Origin of the sequence: Frankia casuarinae, assembly GCF_000013345.1 — a bacterium.
GTDB classification, from domain to species: domain Bacteria; phylum Actinomycetota; class Actinomycetes; order Frankiales; family Frankiaceae; genus Frankia; species Frankia casuarinae.
Window position 1 is genome coordinate 1,491,598 of sequence record NC_007777.1, and the last position, 18,549, is coordinate 1,510,146.

The 18,549-nt window shown below is 70.8% G+C and carries 19 protein-coding genes; 10 read left to right on the forward strand and 9 right to left on the reverse strand.

All coding sequences use genetic code 11. The features are described 5' to 3' along the window. Positions 1 to 142: 142 nt before the first annotated feature. Entirely contained in the window at positions 143 to 1,081 is a 939-nt protein-coding gene (locus FRANCCI3_RS06250) for a proteasome assembly chaperone family protein (RefSeq protein WP_011435691.1), read from the reverse strand. A gap of 358 nt (positions 1,082 to 1,439) precedes the next feature. Between FRANCCI3_RS06250 and FRANCCI3_RS06255 the strand changes: the two genes are divergently transcribed. Further along, positions 1,440 to 2,264: a hypothetical protein gene (locus FRANCCI3_RS06255; RefSeq protein WP_011435692.1), complete on the forward strand. Its 825-nt coding sequence runs from the start codon at positions 1,440 to 1,442 to the stop codon at positions 2,262 to 2,264. A gap of 71 nt (positions 2,265 to 2,335) precedes the next feature. Here FRANCCI3_RS06255 and FRANCCI3_RS06260 read toward each other — a convergent pair whose 3' ends face one another. Beyond that, positions 2,336 to 3,238 carry an AEC family transporter gene (locus FRANCCI3_RS06260; protein ID WP_011435693.1) on the reverse strand — a complete coding sequence of 301 codons (903 nt, stop codon included), beginning with the start codon at positions 3,236 to 3,238 and terminating at the stop codon, positions 2,336 to 2,338. A 102-nt stretch (positions 3,239 to 3,340) separates the two neighbouring features. Further along, a complete protein-coding gene (locus FRANCCI3_RS06265; RefSeq protein ID WP_049760855.1) occupies positions 3,341 to 3,553 on the reverse strand; it encodes a hypothetical protein in 213 nt (70 codons plus the stop codon). A 204-nt stretch (positions 3,554 to 3,757) separates the two neighbouring features. Between FRANCCI3_RS06265 and FRANCCI3_RS06270 the strand changes: the two genes are divergently transcribed. Continuing rightward, positions 3,758 to 4,987: an alkane 1-monooxygenase gene (locus tag FRANCCI3_RS06270; protein WP_011435695.1), complete on the forward strand. Its 1,230-nt coding sequence runs from the start codon at positions 3,758 to 3,760 to the stop codon at positions 4,985 to 4,987. An 84-nt stretch (positions 4,988 to 5,071) separates the two neighbouring features. On the opposite strand, the gene FRANCCI3_RS06275 is transcribed toward FRANCCI3_RS06270, so the two are convergent. Further along, positions 5,072 to 5,830: a lysophospholipid acyltransferase family protein gene (locus tag FRANCCI3_RS06275; RefSeq protein WP_023840554.1), complete on the reverse strand. Its 759-nt coding sequence runs from the start codon at positions 5,828 to 5,830 to the stop codon at positions 5,072 to 5,074. Between the two features lie 225 nt (positions 5,831 to 6,055). Here FRANCCI3_RS06275 and FRANCCI3_RS06280 point away from each other — a divergent pair, with 225 nt between their 5' ends. Both FRANCCI3_RS06280 and FRANCCI3_RS06285 read left to right on the forward strand, forming a co-directional pair. Continuing rightward, positions 6,056 to 6,748 (forward strand): M50 family metallopeptidase, encoded by a 693-nt coding sequence (locus FRANCCI3_RS06280; protein ID WP_011435697.1) that lies wholly within the window; start codon positions 6,056 to 6,058, stop codon positions 6,746 to 6,748. A 66-nt stretch (positions 6,749 to 6,814) separates the two neighbouring features. Then, on the forward strand, positions 6,815 to 7,831 hold the full coding sequence (locus tag FRANCCI3_RS06285) for an SOS response-associated peptidase (RefSeq protein WP_011435698.1): 1,017 nt from the start codon (positions 6,815 to 6,817) through the stop codon (positions 7,829 to 7,831). 69 nt (positions 7,832 to 7,900) lie between these two features. On the opposite strand, the gene FRANCCI3_RS06290 is transcribed toward FRANCCI3_RS06285, so the two are convergent. The 3 genes from FRANCCI3_RS06290 to FRANCCI3_RS27865 form a co-directional block, all read right to left on the reverse strand. After that, positions 7,901 to 8,464, reverse strand: a complete 564-nt coding sequence (locus FRANCCI3_RS06290; protein WP_011435699.1) for an HdeD family acid-resistance protein — start codon at positions 8,462 to 8,464, stop codon at positions 7,901 to 7,903. A gap of 125 nt (positions 8,465 to 8,589) precedes the next feature. After that, positions 8,590 to 8,784: a ferredoxin gene (locus FRANCCI3_RS06295; protein WP_011435700.1), complete on the reverse strand. Its 195-nt coding sequence runs from the start codon at positions 8,782 to 8,784 to the stop codon at positions 8,590 to 8,592. Between the two features lie 356 nt (positions 8,785 to 9,140). Then, positions 9,141 to 9,518 (reverse strand): hypothetical protein, encoded by a 378-nt coding sequence (locus tag FRANCCI3_RS27865; protein WP_035730063.1) that lies wholly within the window; start codon positions 9,516 to 9,518, stop codon positions 9,141 to 9,143. A 6-nt stretch (positions 9,519 to 9,524) separates the two neighbouring features. Between FRANCCI3_RS27865 and FRANCCI3_RS23235 the strand changes: the two genes are divergently transcribed. From FRANCCI3_RS23235 to FRANCCI3_RS23240, 4 genes are read left to right on the forward strand one after another with little or no spacing between them, the layout of a single operon-like run. Further along, the gene (locus FRANCCI3_RS23235) at positions 9,525 to 10,235 is read left to right on the forward strand and encodes a ComEA family DNA-binding protein (protein WP_051569444.1); all 711 of its coding nucleotides are present in this window, start codon (positions 9,525 to 9,527) and stop codon (positions 10,233 to 10,235) included. Between the two features lie 7 nt (positions 10,236 to 10,242). After that, positions 10,243 to 12,876 (forward strand): ComEC/Rec2 family competence protein, encoded by a 2,634-nt coding sequence (locus tag FRANCCI3_RS06305; protein ID WP_201783439.1) that lies wholly within the window; start codon positions 10,243 to 10,245, stop codon positions 12,874 to 12,876. A gap of 1 nt (position 12,877) precedes the next feature. Continuing rightward, positions 12,878 to 13,882 (forward strand): DNA polymerase III subunit delta, encoded by a 1,005-nt coding sequence (gene holA, locus FRANCCI3_RS06310; RefSeq protein ID WP_011435703.1) that lies wholly within the window; start codon positions 12,878 to 12,880, stop codon positions 13,880 to 13,882. Further along, positions 13,879 to 14,250, forward strand: coding sequence for a hypothetical protein (locus tag FRANCCI3_RS23240; protein WP_011435704.1), 372 nt, complete (start codon positions 13,879 to 13,881; stop codon positions 14,248 to 14,250). Before holA ends, FRANCCI3_RS23240 begins: the two co-directional genes overlap by 4 nt. Positions 14,251 to 14,329: 79 nt before the next feature. Here FRANCCI3_RS23240 and rpsT read toward each other — a convergent pair whose 3' ends face one another. Next, positions 14,330 to 14,599, reverse strand: coding sequence for a 30S ribosomal protein S20 (gene rpsT / locus FRANCCI3_RS06320; RefSeq protein WP_011435705.1), 270 nt, complete (start codon positions 14,597 to 14,599; stop codon positions 14,330 to 14,332). 372 nt (positions 14,600 to 14,971) lie between these two features. On the opposite strand from rpsT, the gene lepA reads away from it, so the two are divergent. After that, a complete protein-coding gene (lepA, locus tag FRANCCI3_RS06325; protein ID WP_035730196.1) occupies positions 14,972 to 16,816 on the forward strand; it encodes a translation elongation factor 4 in 1,845 nt (614 codons plus the stop codon). A 60-nt stretch (positions 16,817 to 16,876) separates the two neighbouring features. Here lepA and FRANCCI3_RS06330 read toward each other — a convergent pair whose 3' ends face one another. Next, positions 16,877 to 17,041 (reverse strand): hypothetical protein, encoded by a 165-nt coding sequence (locus tag FRANCCI3_RS06330; protein ID WP_232234895.1) that lies wholly within the window; start codon positions 17,039 to 17,041, stop codon positions 16,877 to 16,879. Positions 17,042 to 17,266: 225 nt separating this feature from the next. On the opposite strand from FRANCCI3_RS06330, the gene hemW reads away from it, so the two are divergent. Continuing rightward, the gene (gene hemW / locus FRANCCI3_RS06335; protein WP_011435707.1) at positions 17,267 to 18,502 is read left to right on the forward strand and encodes a radical SAM family heme chaperone HemW; all 1,236 of its coding nucleotides are present in this window, start codon (positions 17,267 to 17,269) and stop codon (positions 18,500 to 18,502) included. The last annotated feature ends 47 nt before the right edge of the window (positions 18,503 to 18,549 follow it).

Sequence of the window (18,549 nt, forward strand, 5' to 3'; positions counted from 1 at the left end):
CGATCGACGGCTCGACCCGTGCGCAATCCACACGCACGGGACCGGTCCACTCCACGGCGGCCCGCGGAGGGCGGGCTGCGGCAGGTGACCTCGGTGGGGAGCGGGCCGGTCAGGCTGGTGGGATCCGAATCCCTGACCCGGGTCAGGGATTCGGGGTGGGACCGTCCGGTTCGGTCTGCTCGGCGAGGAAACGCTCCAAGGCATCGCCGAGTTCGTCGGCGGTCGGCAGCGGCTGGACGTCGTCCGCGGCCGGCAGGCTCGGCCCGCGCCGTCCGCGCTGGTAGGCGTCGTACTGCTCTTCCAGGGCGCTGACCAGCGCGGCGGCCTCACCGCCCCTGGCGATCTGGCTGTCGACCTCGTCCTGGATGGCAACCGCGGCGGAGCGCAGCCCGTCCAGCGGGAGCAGGAGCCCGGTCGCCTTCGACACCGAGGTCAGCAGGACCTCGGTGGCCGCCGGATAGGTCGTCTGCGCCAGGTAGTGCGGGACGTGAGCGGCGAAACCCATCGCATCCCGGCCTTCCCGCCCGAGCTCGAATTCCAGCAGGTGGCCGGCGCTGCCGGGGACCTGTAGCCGGCGCAGCCAGGGCTCGTACCCCACGATGAGGTCCTTACGGGTCGCGTGCGCGCTCACCACCAACGGGCGGGTGTGCGGCACCGCCATCGGAATCGCGTTCAGCCCGACCGTCAGACGGACGCCGAGCCGGGCCACGAGGCCTCGCAGCGCCACCGTGAACCGCTTCCACTGCAGATCTGGCTCAGGCCCGGCCAACAGCAGGAACGGAGTGCCTGCCTCGTCCCGCAACAGGTACAGCGCGAGGACGGGATCCTCGTAGCTCTCCCAGCGATCCTCGGAGAAGACCATGGTCGGCCGGCGGGACCGGTAGTCGAGCAACTGGTCGATGTCGAAGGTGGCGAGTAGCCGGTGGTCGAGCGCGGTCATCAGGTGCTCGCCGGCCAGGCTGACCGCGCTGCCAGCGTCAACCACCCCGGTCATCGCCTCCAGCATGACGGGACGGCCGAGATCGATCGAACCGCCGGCCAGGTCCTCGGCAAGATCGTAAAGTGCATCGGGATCAAGCACGGGTTGAGGTCCTCCTTACGCCACGGGTCGCGTCCGTCGTCAGGAAGAAGCGTGGCGCGCGCCTCCTCATTCCACCGGCTTATTCCACGGGCCTGTCGCGGCCCGGGGATGCCAGCGAGCCTCGTCACACAGGTGATGCGACAATTTTACCGGTAAGGAGCGATTCGCCGGTGGGTGGTGACGGGCTGTTATCTCAACCCCGCTAGGCTGCCAGGAACGCTCCAGGGCCGGATCTGCCGTGGTGGCCAGGCCCAGCGGCCTAAGGTGGCCTGACCCGACTGAGCAGGAACCCGACTGGACGAATCGGCGTGGTGTGTCCGGTCGTCATGCACATCCGCGCGGCGGAAGGTGGCACGGGATGATCGAAGCGCAGGGATTCACGGCCTCACCGGGGCATCCCGACCTCGGACGGCCTGGTAGCGGTCTGGACGTCGTCGACGTGCGCCGGATTGAGGCCGTGTGCGCGCCGCTGCGCGCGTTGCGCACCGAGGGTCTCCTCGCCGGCCTGTTCGACGGCCTTGACGAGGCGGCGGCCCTCGTCGATCTGGTGGCACGGTACTGCGTCTTGGACCACGCGGCGCTGCTGATCGCCGTGGACGACTTCGAGGCCGCGCTCGCGGCGTTGCCCGCTCTCGGCGTGCGGCCGAGCGCGCTGGTGCCCAGCGTCATCGTGAAGGCCCGGCTGGCCGAGCGCTACGCGGTGCGCGCGGAGCTGCTCGACGTGCGTCTCACCCACGCCGCGCTGCGGTCCGATGCGGGCGCGGACCGCACGTTGGAGATCTTCATGCTCCGGCGGACACCTGGACTACCGGCCGGGCTCATCGAGCAGGAACGCGTGTTCGAGCTCGAGCGGCACTTCGCGATGCGGTTGCCGGACCCAAATCCGATCATCATCGAGGGACTGCGCTGGGTGTTGCGGACCCGGGCCGAGTTCCACTGGGACGGTGGCGGCTACAACCCGCATGACCGGCCGGCTGCCGGAGGTACGAGCGTGCTGTACTTTCTGCGTCTCGCGCCGGACGGCAAGGGAGGTGTCTGTCGCGAGCGGCTGGAAATCAAGTTCTTCGGCGATTTCTCCGCCATCGCGGACACACATCTCGCCCCGTGCGCCGACGGCGCGCGCTCGTGGGAGGTGCCGCCCGGTGCGCCGCACGCATGGTCAACCCGCCCACGTGGGGTGTGATCAGCACGCCGGGCGCCCGCTACAGCGGTGACCCCACTGGAGGACGAGCACGACTCAGGCCCCCCACCTCCTCAGGCCCCGAGGAGCAGCGCCCAGACCACCAGGCTCACGAACGACAGCGGAACCCCGACTCCCACCAGCAGGCTCGGCAACGGTGTCGCGAGTTCGTGACGGGCGGCGATGAGTGCGCCGGCGACCATCGGGGGCATCGCCACCTCGAAGAGGGCCACCCGCACGTCGTGATCTCCGACGCTCCCCGTCAGCGCGTAGATCCCCACCACGAGCGCGGGCGCGGCGACCAGCTTGACGCCGAGGCCGAGGGCCAGCTCCCGCCACCACACCCGGACCGCACGCACCTGGAGTTGCAGACCGATGGAGAACAGGGCGAGCGGGGTGAGGGTGCCACCGAGCGACCCCAGCGCGGCGTTCAGCCAGCCCGGGAAGGTCACCGGCCGCAGGACGAGCGCAGCCACCAAGGCGATCAGCGCCGGAGCGGTGAGGACTCGACGGGCGAGCTCGGCGCGGGAAAGCGATGCGCCGGCACTGATCGTGACCGTCCCGAGGACCACCGTGTTTAGCAGTAGGAAGGAACCGAGCTGATCCACGAGCACGGCAACCGGGACCGACGACGCGCCGAAGAAGGCGGTCACCATCGGGATGCCGACGAAGCTCGTGTTCGCCACCGCGGTCGTGGCGATCAGGGCGACGACGACCTCCCGCGGCATCCGCAACGCTCGTCCGGCCAGCACGTAGCCGGCCGTCGTCAGGACGAAGAGCAGGTAGGGCGCGGCGATGACGAGCGCGAGGTTCGGCGGGAAGACGATGCCGTGCATGGCGCGCAGCGTCAGAGCGGGCAGGGCCACGTCCAGCAGCCAGAGGTTGATCACGTGGGCGGTGTCCGCAGGCAGTCGTCCGCGGTGCCGGACCCCGATGCCCGCCACCAGGCCGACCAAGAGCACGATCAGTGCGGACATTCGGCCATCGTGGCAGCCGGAGTTCCCGGAAGGCGCCGGGATGCGCCGGGCGTGGGACAGGCCACGTGGCCGGCCTGGGGCGGGGACCGGCGCGCGGATGGATCATGGCCGGTGGTTCCGGCGGCGCCGGTGCCATCGCAGGAGCCGGGGCAGCAGGATGTTGGCGGCGAACAGCACGGCGGCGAGGACGTAGTTGCCCGCACCCAGACGTTCCTGGCCGGGCAGGGGAAGCAGCGTATACGTGATCAGAACAACGGTGGACAGCAACAGAGTGCCGACCATCACCCCGCCGATCCAGGGGGGCGAGTCGGTCATCGAACGGGACCGCCGGCCCGCGGGCGACGGCGTCACGCCACCTGTTTGCACGGGTCCTGCTCCTCGATGTGACCGGCGTTCTGTTGTCACCGTATATGACACGTGGCAGGCTCACTGTCCAGTTATCGTGCGCCGTCAGGGGTTTTCGCCCCGCGGTGGCGGTCGGCGCCGGTCGGCGGTCCGGCCGGCAAATCGGAGGTACCGATGGCGGCACCTGTCCTCACCGCGCCCGGCGGCCTCGCCTGGCGGGACGGCAAGCGGTACATGTGGCTCACCGCGATCATCGTTCCGTTGCTGGCCATCGTGGGATACGGCCTGTGGCATCGGACGGGTGTCGAGCTGCACTGGTGGATCACCCCGCTCTTCGTCTTCGTCCTGGTTCCGCTGCTCGACATGACCACACCGCCGGATCCGGTCAATCCACCGGAGGAGATCCGGGCCGCGCTGGAGGCCGACCGTTACTACCGCCGGTGCACGTATCTCTACCCGCCGCTGGCGGGCGTCGGCCTGCTGCTGGGCGCCTCGGCCTGGACGAACGGCGACCTGTCGTGGTCCGCCCGGATCGGCGTGGTGGTGTCGGTCGGCACCGTGACCGGGGTGGGCATCACCACCGCGCACGAGCTCGGCCACAAGCGGGGGATTTTCGAGCGCTGGTTGGCGAGGTTGATGCTGGCGCCGGCCGCGTACGGTCACTTCTCCGTAGAGCACAACCGGGGCCATCACGTGCGGGTAGCGACGGCGGCGGACCCGGCGAGCGCCCGGTTGGGGGAGAGCTTCTGGCGGTTCTGGCCGCGGACCGTCGTCGGCAGCCTGCGTTCCGCCTGGTCGCTGGAGGCCGCCCGGCTACGGTTGCGCGGCCGACGGGTCTGGTCGGTGCGCAACGAGGTCGTGCTTGGCTGGTTGCTCACCGCGGTGTTGTTCCTGGCGCTGGCCGTCGAGTTCGGGCCGGCTGTACTCGTCTTCCTCGTCGCCCAGGCGGCCTTCGGGTTCACCTTGTTGGAGGGGGTCAACTACATCGAGCACTACGGCCTGGCCCGGGAGCTGACTCCGAGCGGGCGTTATGAGAAGGTCGACCCCCGGCACAGCTGGAACAGCGACGCCGTGATCAGCAATCTGGCGCTTTACCAGTTGCAGCGACACAGCGACCACCACGCCAACCCGACCCGGCGCTACCAGGCACTGCGGTCCTTCGAGGCCTCTCCCCAGCTACCGGCGGGGTACGCCACGCTCCTGCTCGCGGCGTATCTCCCGCCGGTGTGGTTTCGGGTGATGGACGACCGCGTCGTCGAGCATTACGGCGGGGACGTCAGCCGGGCGAACCTGCACCCCGCGCGCCGGGCCGCTTTGCTGACCCGGTACCGGTCGCCGTCCGGGCCGCCGCCGTCCGGTACCGAGGTCGACGGGTCTCCGTCCCGGGGCGGTGTTCGTGGGTGAGCACTTCCTTGAATAACGCACGGTAACAGCGCAGAGCCGTCCGCGAGATCGTCGGTCGGCAAGGATTCCGGCGGGGATGATCTGTCAGCTCTGGCCGGATTCCTCGGAGGTGCTCTGCTCGGCGGCGTCCTGATCGGCCGGCCGATCAGGAGCCGAGCCACCGAGATGCGCGGGCAGCCACCAGTCCGGCTCGCCCGGCGCGGGTCGCGGGTAGCGGCGCTGCGCGTCGTCGAGCAGCTCGTTCATCACCTTCTCCAGCAGCGCCGTGCCGTCGCGGCCCTTACCCAGTTCCGTGGGCTGGACGGGCCTGCCCACCGTGATCGAGACGCGGACACCGATCGCGTCCCGCAGTCTGAAGGGCCGCCCCTTGGTGAAAATGCGCTGGCTGCCCCAGAGGATCACCGGGATCACCGGCACCTTCGTGTGAGCGGCCATCCGGGCCGCCCCGGTCTTGAATGTCGCCAGACAGTAACTCGGACTGATTGTCGCCTCGGGGAAGACGCCCACGAGTTCCCCGGCGCGCAGTGCGTCGAGGGCGTGGCGCAGAGACGCTGCGCCGGCCTCCCGGTCGACCGGGATGTGGTGCATGCCGCGCATGAGCGGCCCGCTGATCCGGTGGTCGAAGACGGCCTTCTTGGCCATGAACCGGACCAGCCGACGCTCCGCGATCCAGAACGGCAGACCCGCGAGCGCGAAGTCCAGGTACGAGACGTGATTGATCAGGACGATGCCGCCACCCGATGCCGGGATGTTCTCCGTGCCCTGGATGTCGAGACGCAGGCGCAGTGCGCCGAAAAGTCCCCGCACCATGCTGACCACCGGCCGGTAGACGTACTCCGCCACGACGGGCCACTCCTCGATGTTCCTCGCGGTCTCCCCGGTGTGCCGAATGCGACACGACCTTACCCCCACCCCCTGACACCGGTCGTCGTGGATGTCCGGCGATACCGCGGTCCGGTTTCACCGGAAGGCAACGTCGCGTGGGGTGAGGGCAGGATCGATGATGTTCGTATCAGGCGTCTGTGGAGGAGCGGGACCAACCGCGCGGATGAGGGAGAGACGACGGAAATGGAGATTCTGCGCCGGAGCATTGCGGCGCAGCCGGCGGCGCCGCAGTGGGTGCTCGTCGTTGCCGCGATTCTGGCGGCCCTGACGGTACTCAGCGACCGCCTATGGCCGATATCCAGACATGTGATAACAATTGCACACGAAGGCGGCCATGCCCTGGCCGCGGTCGCGACGGGGCGCCGCCTGGCCGGCGTTCGGCTGCATTCGGACACCTCCGGAGTAACCGTGTCCTCCGGACGGCCGACCGGTGCGGGTGTCGTCGTGACCGTCGCCGCCGGCTACACGACACCGTCTCTGCTCGGTCTCGGAGCCGCGGGCCTGCTGGCCACCGGCCGGACGAGTCTGCTGCTGCAGCTGTGCGTGGCGCTGCTGCTGGCGATGCTGGTCGTGATCCGCAACGGTTTCGGGGCCCTGTCCGTGCTGGGGAGTACCGCGGGAATCCTGGCGGTCTCCTGGTTCGCGCCGCAGACCGTGCGCGCCGGATTCGCCGCGTACATCGCGTGCTTCCTGCTGCTGGGCGCGATCCGCCCGGTGATCGAGGTGCAGCGGGGGCGCCGTCGGCGCCGGGCCGGGGATTCCGACCCGGATCAGCTCGCGCGGTTGACCGGACTGCCCCCGACGCTCTGGGTCGGGTTCTTCGGCCTGGTCAACCTCGGTGCATTGGCCGGTGGCCTCGCCACGCTGTTCGGGTGACCTTCGCGTTCGGGTGACCTCCGCGCGGAACCTGGAACTGTCGGACCCGGGTGCCACACTGGCGCCATGTGCGGTCGGTACACCCAGAAGCTGAAGACCGACGACCTCGCCGCGGCGATGTCCGCTCGCGACGAGACTGCCGGCGGGGTGGCGGAGAACTACAACGTGGCGCCCACCTCGGCGATGCCGATCGTCATCGCCGAGCCGCGTGAGCTCCCGGACGGCGCTCTTCGGGGTGAGGCGCACCTCCCTCCGGCCGGCCGGCACCCGGCCGGGAAGCCGCCGGCTGCCGCCCGGACCGAGCGGGTCCTTCGCCTCGCGACCTGGGGGTTGGTGCCGTCCTGGGCCAAGGAGCGGACGATCGGGGCAAAGATGATCAATGCGCGGTCGGAGACGGCGGCGACCAAGCCGGCGTTCCGATCGGCCTTCGCCGCACGGCGCTGCCTCGTCCCGGCGACCGGTTTCTACGAGTGGTTTCATCCGGGTGGTGGCTCGCGGCGGGGGCAACCCTTCTACATCCGTCCCGCGGGCCATCCCGCGACCGGCGGGATCTTCGCGTTCGCGGGTCTCTACGAGGTCTGGCGCCGGGGTGAGGCCCCGCTGGTGACCTTCACGATCCTCACGACCGGGGCCGCCGCGGGGCTGGAGTTCCTGCACGACCGCTCGCCGGTGATCCTGCCCGAGGCCGCCTGGGATCGCTGGATGGATCCCTCGGTCCGCGATCCCGCCGCGTTCGCCTCGCTGCTGCGGCCGGCTCCGGCCGGGGTGGTCGCGGCGCATCCGGTCGCGGCCGAGGTGGGCAGTGTCCGGAACAAGGGTCGTCATCTCATCGATCCCGTCGAGATCGATCCGGTGGTCGCCGCGGCCGTCGCGCAGGCGGGCGGGCGGACGGCTCTCGCGGTGGACCCGGAGCGGTCCGGTGGTTCCGTCGGCGGTGGTACCGGTCCGTCCACGCGGGCGGGCGGCACCGTCGATCTGTCGTCGTTCGGCATCGACCCGGTCCATGACCCCGTCCATGACCCGGTCGATACCCCCGTCAATGCCCCGGGCAAAGGCACCGCCGCGGGGCCGGGAGGCGGGTGACTCGGCGGGCGCGCTCGGCAATCGCGGGTTGATCCGCCGGAAATCCGGAGAACGGATGGTCGCCGGAGGTCAGGAGTGACCGTGCGGGCGAAGCGCGAGCCCGAGCGCGATCTCGGTGACACCGGTGACGATCAGTTGGATTCCGAAGATCACCGCTAGTACCATGATCGTCGTTCCCGGCCAGGTCAGCGCCAGCACGCCGAGGACGACACTGAGCGCGGCCAAGGCGAGCGGACCGGCGATGCCGCGGCCGGTCCCGCGCGAGGATCTGCTCGCCCAGGTCACCAGGGCCCGGACGACCCCGGTGATGATCAGTATCGCGCCGACGAGCAGTGCGACGACTCGGAGGGTGACTCCCGGCCACAGCAGCACGATGACGCCGCCGAGCGCAAGCATGATCCCGAACAGGGCGGTCCCCGCAGTGTTCTCCGACCGGACCGCGGCGATCGTCTCGCTGATACCGGAGAGCACGAGTGCCACCCCGGCGAGGACCGCCAGCGTGCGGGCTGTCGCGAAGGGGTTCGTGATCAGCAGAAGTCCCAGCACGGTGACCGCCGCACCGAGCAGGAGCAACGCCGGCCACAGCGCGCTGGGGGCTTGCTGACGTCGGTGCTGCCGGTAGATCGTGGCCATCGAGGCACCTCCCCGGGTCGGGGCTCCGCCCGGATACGCGCGGGCCGCTCTCGCCAGAAGGTCTCTACCCGGTTCCGGCGAGTCGCTACCGCGACTCACTCTCCCGGCCGACCGCCACGTCGTGATCAGCTGTCGGAGATGCTGATCGCCTCGGTCGGGCAGGAGTCAACAGCCTCTTGGATGTCGTCCCACCTGGCGTCGTCGGGTTCCTCGTCGAGGAGGTAGAGGAAGCCGTCGTCGCGGATCTCGAACACGTTCGGGACGAGACGGACACAGGTTCCGCTGCTCGCGCAGCGGTCGTAGTCGACAGTCACGCGCATCGGCGCACCTCCCAGTGGTGCTCCCACAATCAGTGTCGAGCGGACCTTACCGCCGAGCCCGTGGCTGCGACAGAACCGGGACCCCGGCAGGCCACTGGGCGGGGGCTGTGGACGACGGGCGGCTGTCCACAGGACGGCGGCGAGCGGAGCGGGAGCCGCCGTGATCGATCTACGGTCCAGCCATGGTCGAATCCACCCCTGGTCCCGGGTACCCGCTGTCGGCCCCGTCGCCGCGTTTCCCCGTCCACGCATTTCCGCCTGAAACGTCCGTTTCGTCGCGATGGCCATCGCTGGACCTGCTGCCGTCGGACGACGCCACCGTGCCGCTGCGTCCGCCGGACCCCCCAGCGGACGGCTCAGCTGGTGGATCCCGCCGCGTTCGTGACGCCACGTTCACCGAGGACGAGCAGGAGATCGGTGGCGACGAGTCCGACCTGTTCGGGATTCGCGAGGGCGTGTTCCTTGATGAGGACCGGGCCGCCGGCGGATGGGTCGCGGACGAGCTCGCGGCGGAAGGGGCCGATCTTGGCCGGCTGGTCGCCGGCCGAACGGATCGGCGCCGTCCGGTCCACTCCCGTCTGGTCCACCCCCGTGCGGGGCGCGAGATGGACGATGGCGAGGACGAGGGCGGCCGGGGACCTGATCGCGGGCCATCGGCCGGCCGGCCGGCGCCGGGAGTTCCACGGGGCGATCTGGTCGGCGTCATCCGCAGGCGGCTTCCGGCTACGCTGCATGGCATCGTGGTGGCGCCGGCCGCCCGGGCCGCCCTCGTTCTCGCGTTGGTCGCCCTCGCCGCCGCGCTCATGACCGCCTGGTTCTCCTGGCAGCACCGCCCGGTGCCGCTCGCCTCCTCCGAGGTCGATACCCCCCGGACGGGGGAGTCGGCGGCGGCTGGCAACGCCCGGTCGGACCACTCGGACCACGGGGCCACCTCCGCCACGGATACGAGCGTGACTTCGGCACCGACGGCCAGGGCCGCCCGCACCGGGGCGAGCGGCGAGGTGGTGGTCGACGTCGCCGGCCGGGTGGCCCGGCCGGGGGTCGTCCGGCTCCCGGCGGGCGCGCGCGTGGTGGATGCGATCGAACGCGCCGGGGGAGTGCTCCCGGGCACCGACACGACCGGCCTCGCCCTGGCCCGGTTGCTGGTCGACGGAGAACAGGTCCTCGTCGACGGCAAGCCCGGCCCGGCGCGGCCCGGAACGGCGGCCGGGCAACCTGCGGGTACTGGCCTCGGGTCCGCCGGTTCCACCGCGGCGACCGGTCCGATCGACCTGAATGCCGCGACCGCCGAGGAGCTTGACGGTCTGCCCGGGGTGGGGCCTGTGCTGGCTCGCCGCATCGTCGAGTGGCGCACGGCGCACGGGCCCTTCCGGTCGCCCGAGCAGCTGGCGGAGGTGACCGGAGTCGGCGACAAGCGGCTGGCCGATCTGCTGCCATTGCTGAAGGTTTGACGTTCCAGTGGTCGACGTCGGGATGGAGACCGGACTCGCGCTGCCGGAACGGCCGTCCGGGGCTTCCCGTCCCATGGACGCCCGGCTGGTGGGCCCGGCGGTCATGGCCTGGGCTGGCGCGGCGGGTGCCGGCACCTGGCCGCCGTCCGTTCCGTTGCTGGGCGCCGCCGGTGCGGTGCTCGTCGCGGCTCCGATGTTCCTGCTGCTCCAGGTCCGTCCGCGGGGTGGTCGGCCGACTCGCCCGGGACCGGGCGGCGCTCGGGCCGAGGCGGCTACGGGCGCGTCTCGTCCGTCGCAGTCGCAGTCGCAGCCGCGCAGCGCGCCGCTCACCCGGGGCGTTGGGCGGTGCTCCGGCGGCACTGTCGTCGTGCTCACGGCCCTCGTCTTCCTGGCCGCCGGGTTTCTCGCGGGTGGACTGGCGGCTCGTCCGCGTGACAGCGGCCCGCTCGCCGATCTGGTCCGGCATGGCCGTCCGGTCACCGCCGAGGTCGTCGTCACCGACGATCCCCGCGCCACCTCCTCGTCCACCGCGGTCCGGACGGGAACCGGGCCCGGAGCCGGAGAGGGAAGAGGAGAGGGCGGCGGCGCCGATCGCGTGACCTTCGTGATCTCCGTCCGGGCGGAACGCCTTACCGCGTCACCGGCGGATCTGCGGGTCCGGGCCCCGATGGTCCTGCTCGCGCGGGGTGGCGGCTGGGGTGCTCTGCTGCCCAGCCAGCACCTGGTCGTCTCCGGCAGGCTCGCCGAACCCCGGGTCGGTGACACCGTGGCCGCCGTCCTGTTCGCCGACGGCCCACCGCGGACCCGCGGCGGACCCGCAATGATCCAACGAATCGCCGGGGGGCTGCGGGCCGGGCTGCGTCGAGCCGCTGGGGGACTGCCTGAACCGCGTCGCGGGCTGCTGCCCGGCCTCGTGGTCGGCGACGTCTCCGGGCTCGACGATGCGGTGCGCGCGGACTTCCGCGCCGCCGGAATGTCCCATCTAACGGCCGTGTCCGGTAGCAACGTCGCCATCGTGACGGCCTCGGCGCTCTACCTCATGGGATGGACCGGGCGTGGGTCACGGTCGCGCGCCGCGGTGGGAGCCCTCGCTCTCGTCGGGTTCGTCGTGCTCGCCCGGCCCTCGGCCAGCGTGCTGCGTGCCGGGGCGATGGGTCTGGTCGGCCTGCTCGGGCTCGCCGTTGGCCGTCCCAGGGCGGTGCTGCCCTCCCTGGCGGCGAGCGTGATCATCCTGATCCTGGCGGATCCCGCGCTCGCCCTCTCGGTCGGCTTCGCGCTGTCCGTCCTCGCCACGGCCGGAATGATCGTTCTCGCGCCGGGCTGGCGGGACGCGCTCGCTCGCCGGCTGCCGGCGCGAATCGCCGAGGTGCTCTCCGTCGCGGCCGCCGCCCAGCTGGCGTGCACCCCGGTGTTGGCCTGGACCGGCGGGGGGCTGAGCCTCGTGGCGGTGCCCGCGAACGTCCTGGCCGTGCCCGCCGTCGCACCGGCGACCGTGCTGGGAGTACTGACGCTGGTCGTGGCGGCGGTGTCGCCGTCAGCAGCCGGGCTGCTCGCGCACCTCGCCGATCTGCCGTGCTGGTGGCTGGTGACGGTCGCCGGCCGGTGCGCCGATCTTCCTGCCGCGACGCTGCCGTGGCCCACGGGGGTGATGGGAGCGGGCGTGGCCGCCGGTGTCGCCTGGCTCGTGGTGGCGACGCTGCGGCGGCGGGTGCCGCGGCGACTGGTCGCTGCGGCCCTGGTCGGCCTGCTCCTGGCGCGATGCGCCGTCGCCGGGCGGCTGGCGCCGTGGCCGCCGCCCGGCTGGCGCCTGGTCGCCTGCGACGTCGGTCAGGGCGACGCCCTCGTGCTGTCGGCGGGACCGGGCACCGCGGTGCTGGTCGACGCCGGCCCCGATCCGGCCCTGCTGACCCGCTGCCTCTCCGACCTCGGCGTGCGACGGATACCGGTGGTCATTCTCAGCCACTTCCACGCCGATCACGTCGAGGGGCTGCCGGCCGTGCTCGGCCGGCTTCCGGTGGGGGAGGTACTCGGCAGTCCGCTGGGGGAACCCGTTCTCCAGTGGCACCGGGTCCAACAGTGGACCCGGCGGGCCGGTGTGCCGCTGCGGACGGCCGTCATCGGCTCCCGGGCACAGGTGGGGGCGGTCTCTTGGACGGTCCTGGCTCCGCGCACCGTGTTGCACGGCACCGAGAGCGATCCCAACAACGCGAGCCTGGTGCTCTCCGCACGGGTGGGGGAGGTGACCATCCTGCTCACCGGGGATGTGGAGCCGCCGGCCCAGCGGGTGTTGACCGGCAGCCCGGAGGATCGGACGGCGCTACGAGCCGACGTGCTCAAGGTGCCCCATCACGGCGCCGCTGATCAGGACGCCACCTTCCTCGCGGCGACCGGGGCCCGATTCGCCCTGATCAGCGTCGGCACCGGGAACAGCTATGGTCATCCCGCGCCGTCCACCTTGCGGACGCTGCGCCGGTCCGGCATGGCCGTCGCCCGGACCGACCGCGACGGCGCGGTGGCGGTGGTCGCCACGGCGGCACCCGCCGGGTCCGCCGAGTCCGGGTCGCTGGCGGGAGCCGCCTCCGGGTCGGGGGCGGGAGTCCGCGTCTCGGTGGTGCTCCGCCGGCCCGGGGGCGGATCGTGACATGCTCACCTGCGTGTCCTCCTCCGCACTGCCGCCGCTCGTGCTCGTCACCGGCGACGAGGATCTACTCGTCGGTCGAGCGGTGCGCGGGGTTCTCGACGCGGCTCGGGCCCGTGATCCCGATGTCGAGATCGTCGACCGGCCGGCCGGTGAGCTCAGCGAGGCCGATCTGATCGACCTCGGCGCCACCTCGATGTTCGGAGGTGGCCGGGTGATGGTCGTCCGCGGCGCGCAGGACCTCGCCGAGGATCTGCGTGACGCGTTGTTGGAGTACATCGCTCGTCCGCTCGACGACGTCGTGCTCGTCGTCGTCCACAGCGGCGTGGTGAAGAACCGCAAACTCGCGGACGTGCTGAAGACCGCGGGCGCGCGGGTCGTGCCGGCAGCGAAGATCACCAAGCCGCGGGAGCGTCACGATTTCGTCGTCGCCGAGGTGCGGCATCTCGGCGGCCGGGTCAGCGACGGCGCGGTGCGCGCCCTGCTCGACGCGGTCGGTGGTGATCTGCGTGAGCTCGCCGCCGTTTGCGATCAACTCGTGGCCGACACCGACGGGCTGATCGACGAGGCCGCGGTGGCCCGTTTCCACCGGGGCCGGGCCGAGGCCAGCGGGTTCGCCGTCGCGGACGCGATCATCGGCGGCGACCTGCCGCAGGCGTTGACGCTGCTGCGTCAGTCCCTGGAGGGGGGTACCGCGGCCGTACTGGTCTCCAGCGCCGTTGCCGGTGGTCTGCGTGACCTCGCCCGGGTGGCGTCCGCGGGTCCCGGCTCGAAGTGGGATCTCGCCCGAGCCCTGGGTATGCCGGACTGGAAGGTCGAGAAGGCGCAGCGCTCCGCCCGAGCATGGTCGGACCGGGGTCTCGGCCAGGCCCTGCGGGCGGCCGCCGAGGCCGACGCCGGCGTCAAGGGCGCTGCGGTTGACGCCGGTTACGCCTTGGAGAAACTGTTGCGCGAGGTCGCCGTGGCCAGGTTGGTCGGGCGGGCCCGGGCGGCCGGGAGCCGTGGATGACCGACGGTCCGGGGACGGCTGACGGTCCGGGGACGGCTGACGGTCCGGGAGCCGGTGCCGGCATCGTCGTGGCTCCTCAGCCGGCAGCCGACCCCGAGGCCCCGCCGCCGGGCGGCTGGTTCGGCCTGCGGGTGCTACCGGCGGGCTGGATGCGGGGGCTGCTCATGATCGTGACTGGGCTGGTCACGGTGGTGATCGCACTCGGTGATCTCGCGAGCGCCTGGGTGGTCGGTGTCCTCCCGCTGACCGTCGGCGCGATGGTTGCCTATCACGAAGTGCTTGAGCGGCTGATCCGGCCGGACGAGGTCTCGGCGGAACCGGCTCCACAGCAGCCCGGAGCCCGTTCCACGCCGTGCGGCGGGCTCTGACCGGGCGAGAGGCCCGACCGACGGGTGGGCACGCGGAAAAGCCGGGACGCCTGCGGCGCCCCGGCTGGAGGAAGACGACTCAGCTGGCGGCCAGGTTGGCGTGCGTGCGAGCCAGTGCCGACTTCTTATTGGCGGCCTGGTTGGCGTGAATGACACCCTTGCTGACGGCCTTGTCCAGCTTGCGGGACGCGATCCGCAGCGTCTCGCCGGCGCGCTCGACGTCACCGGCATCCACGGCGTCGCGGAAGCGACGCACGTGCGTCTTGAGTTCCGACTTCACAGCCTTGTTGCGCAGCCGCCGCTTCTCGTTGGTGAGGTTGCGCTTGATCTGCGACTTGATGTTGGCCACGCGGGAGAACCTCTGATTTGTCGAGTCGGGGTGGTGCGGACACGTCATAGTACGGGTACCGGCCGTGCCCGGTGATCCGGCATATCTCGCTGGCTCCTGGGAGCAGCAGGTACCGCGGAGAACCGGCTGCCTCCGGCGACCGGCGCCGCACGGAATGGCGACCAGATCATGACCGGACAGGTCATGATCGACCAGATCATGACCGGACGACGACGCGGCCCGTCACGGTGGCACTCAGATTATCAAACCCCCGCGCGGCGGCGCACCGGCGCAACGTTGCGCGCGGCTCCTGGCACGATGAAGGTGGTCGACCCAGATATCGGCACGGGCGGCTCCACCGTGATCACCGCGAGCGAAACGAGAACTCTCCGCGTGTCCACAGCCCCGCACCTGGCGCCCGGCGCCGACCCGACGATGATCCGCAACTTCTGCATCATCGCCCACATCGACCATGGCAAGTCGACTCTTGCCGATCGGATGCTTGGTGTGACCGGTGTCGTGGAGGCGCGCAACATGCGCGCGCAGTACCTCGACCGCATGGACATCGAGCGCGAGCGCGGGATCACCATCAAGGCCCAGAACGTGCGCCTGCCGTGGCGGGCCGACGATGGTCGGGACTACATCCTGCATCTCATCGACACACCGGGCCACGTTGACTTCAGTTACGAGGTGAGCCGTTCGCTCGCGGCCTGCGAGGGCGCGGTGCTGCTGGTCGACGCGGCCCAGGGCATCGAAGCGCAGACCCTGGCGAACCTGTACCTGGCGATCGAGAACGACCTGACCATCGTTCCCGTACTCAACAAGATCGATCTTCCGGCGGCCCAGCCGGAGAAGTACGCCGAGGAGATCGCGGCGATCATCGGCTGCGAGCCGGGCGAGGTGCTCCGCGTGTCCGGCAAGACCGGCCAGGGAGTGCCGGAGCTGCTCAACGAGATCGTGCGCCGGGTGCCCGCCCCGGTCGGCGATCCGGACGGTCCGGCTCGTGCGATGATCTTCGACAGCGTCTACGACATCTACCGCGGCGTCATCACCTATGTGCGGGTGGTCGATGGCACGCTGACCACCCGCGACCGGTGTCTGATGATGTCGACCAGCGCGAGCCACGAGACCCTCGAGGTAGGTGTCATCTCGCCGGACCCCCATCCGACCGGGTCGCTGTCGGTCGGCGAGGTCGGCTACGTCATCCCCGGGGTCAAGGACGTCCGGCAGGCCCGGGTCGGCGACACCATCACCACTACCCGGCGGCCGGCGACGGAGATGCTCGGTGGCTATCGGGATCCGTTGCCGATGGTGTACTCCGGGTTGTACCCGATCGACGGCAGCGAGTATCCAGCGTTGCGCGAGGCTCTCGACAAGCTTCAGCTCAACGACGCCGCCCTGACCTACGAACCGGAAACCTCCGCGGCATTGGGGTTCGGATTCCGGTGCGGCTTCCTGGGCCTGCTGCATCTGGAGATCGTCCGGGAGCGGCTGGAGCGCGAGTTCAACCTCACTCTCATCTCCACGGCCCCGAACGTCGTCTACCGGGTGGTCATGGAGGACCATTCCGAGATCATAGTGACCAACCCCAGTGACTGGCCGGGCGGGAAGATCGCCGAGGTGTACGAGCCCGTCGTCGAGGCGATGCTGCTGCTGCCGACCGACTTCGTCGGGGCGGTGATGGAACTGTGCCAGGGCCGGCGCGGTGTCCTGAAGGGGATGGACTATCTGTCGACCGACCGGGTGGAACTCAAGTACACGCTGCCTCTCGGTGAGATCATCTTCGACTTCTTCGACGCCCTGAAGTCCAGGACCCGGGGCTATGCCAGCCTCGACTACGAGCCGGCCGGGGAGCAGTTGGCCGATCTGGTGAAGGTCGACATCCTGTTGCAGGGGGAGACTGTCGATGCCTTCTCGGCGATCGTGCACCGTGAGAAGGCCTACGCCTACGGCGTGTCCATGACGACCAAGCTGCGCGAGCTGATTCCGCGCCAGCAGTTCGAGGTGCCGATCCAGGCTGCGATCGGCAGCCGGATCATCGCGCGGGAGAACATCCGCGCCATCCGCAAGGACGTGCTCGCCAAGTGCTACGGCGGCGACATCACCCGCAAGCGCAAGCTGCTCGAGAAGCAGAAGGAGGGCAAGAAGCGGATGAAGACGATCGGTCGGGTCGAGGTGCCGCAGGAGGCCTTCATCGCGGCGCTGTCCACGGACACCGGCAAACCGGCGGTGAAGTGAGTCCGGTGCGGGGCCGACGCGGGACCGTGGTGCCATCCGCCTGTTCAGTGAGTCGGCCGTTCAGCGGGTCGGCAGGGGGCTGGCCGGGAGGCGGATCGGTTCGGTGGCCGGTTCGGGGAACGACAGGTCCGCGACAGGGGCGGCGGCGCTGGAACGGTACACGGTGGTTCGGGGCGGGAGCAGTTCGAAGATCTCGTCGAGAACGGCCCTGGCGTCGTCGTCCATGACCGGATCTTTTCGCACCGACGTCGATCGGTCCATGGTGAACCACCCATATTTTCCCTTCTGTGCCCAACGATGACAAAATGTCATTACACCCGGCCAACATCGCCGAAGTGGGTATTCCGGCCTTATCCCTAGGTGGTCCTCGTGTGGCCACCCCTGGCCCGCCCGCGTGGTTGGCAAACGTAGCGTTGCCGCGAGAGCACACGTTGGGGGCACACTGGGGGCATGCCACAAAAGCCTCCCGACGGCTCGCTTCCGCCGGACGACGGTGCCCTCCCGGCGGCCGCGCTGGCCGAGGTGACCCGGCGGCCGTTCGGGGTCTACGTGCATGTGCCCTATTGCGCGGCGCGCTGCGGCTACTGCGACTTCAACACCTACACGGCGGCCGACCTAGGCGGCGCCCTGGTGTCGTCGGTGGGCCTCACGACGTTCGTCGACATCGCGACCGGCGAGGTCCGGCTCGCGCGTACCGTGCTTGGTGAGCAGGAGCTGGTGGTCTCCACGGTCTTCGTCGGTGGCGGCACGCCGACCCTGTTGACCGCGGACGATCTCGGGCGGCTGTTGCGGATCCTGGACGACGGGTTCGGGCTGGCGTCCGACGCGGAGATCACCACCGAGGCGAATCCGGAGTCGGTGGATCCGGCGCAACTGGAGCAGCTGCGCGCCGCCGGTTACACCCGGATCTCCTTCGGGATGCAGAGTAGCCGTCCGCACGTCCTCGCCGCCCTGGACCGGCGGCACACCCCTGGCCGCGTGCCCGAGGTGATGCGCTGGGCCCGCAAGGCGGGCTTTGACCAGGTCAGCCTGGACCTCATCTACGGGGCTCCGGGCGAGTCGGAGGCGGACTGGGCGGCGAGCCTGGACGCGGCGATCCAGCTCGGCCCGGACCACGTCAGTGCCTACGCGCTGACGGTTGAGGAGGGCACGAAACTGTCCCGCCGGGTCCGCCGGGGCGAGCTGCTCGAACCCGACGACGACCTGCTTGCCGACCGCTACCTGCAGGCCGATGACGCTCTGTGCGCGGCCGGCCTGACCAGCTACGAGGTCAGCAACTGGTCGCGGGGGACCGATACCCGGTGTCGGCACAATCTGGGGTACTGGCGCGGAGATCACTGGTGGGGGATCGGTCCGGGCGCGCACAGCCACGTCGGCGGGGTGCGATGGTGGAACGTGCGTCATCCGGCGGAGTACGCGGCCCGGCTGGGGGCCGGGCGCAGTCCCGCGGCCGCCCGGGAGGAGCTCGACGCGCAGGCCCGCCGGGTCGAGCGGGTCATGCTGGGCGTCCGGTTGGCCGAGGGACTGGCCGTCGGTGAGCTGGACGGGCCCGGCCGGGAGGCCACCGCCGGGCTCGCGAAGTCCGGCCTGGTGGAACCCGGTGCCCTGGAGTTCGGCCGGGTGCGTCTCACTCGTCGCGGTCGTCTGCTCACCGACACGGTCGTGCGAGCCCTGCTGCCCGACTGACGCCGCTGCCCGACCGGCGGCCGTCCGGTGGCCCGATCGGGCGGGAC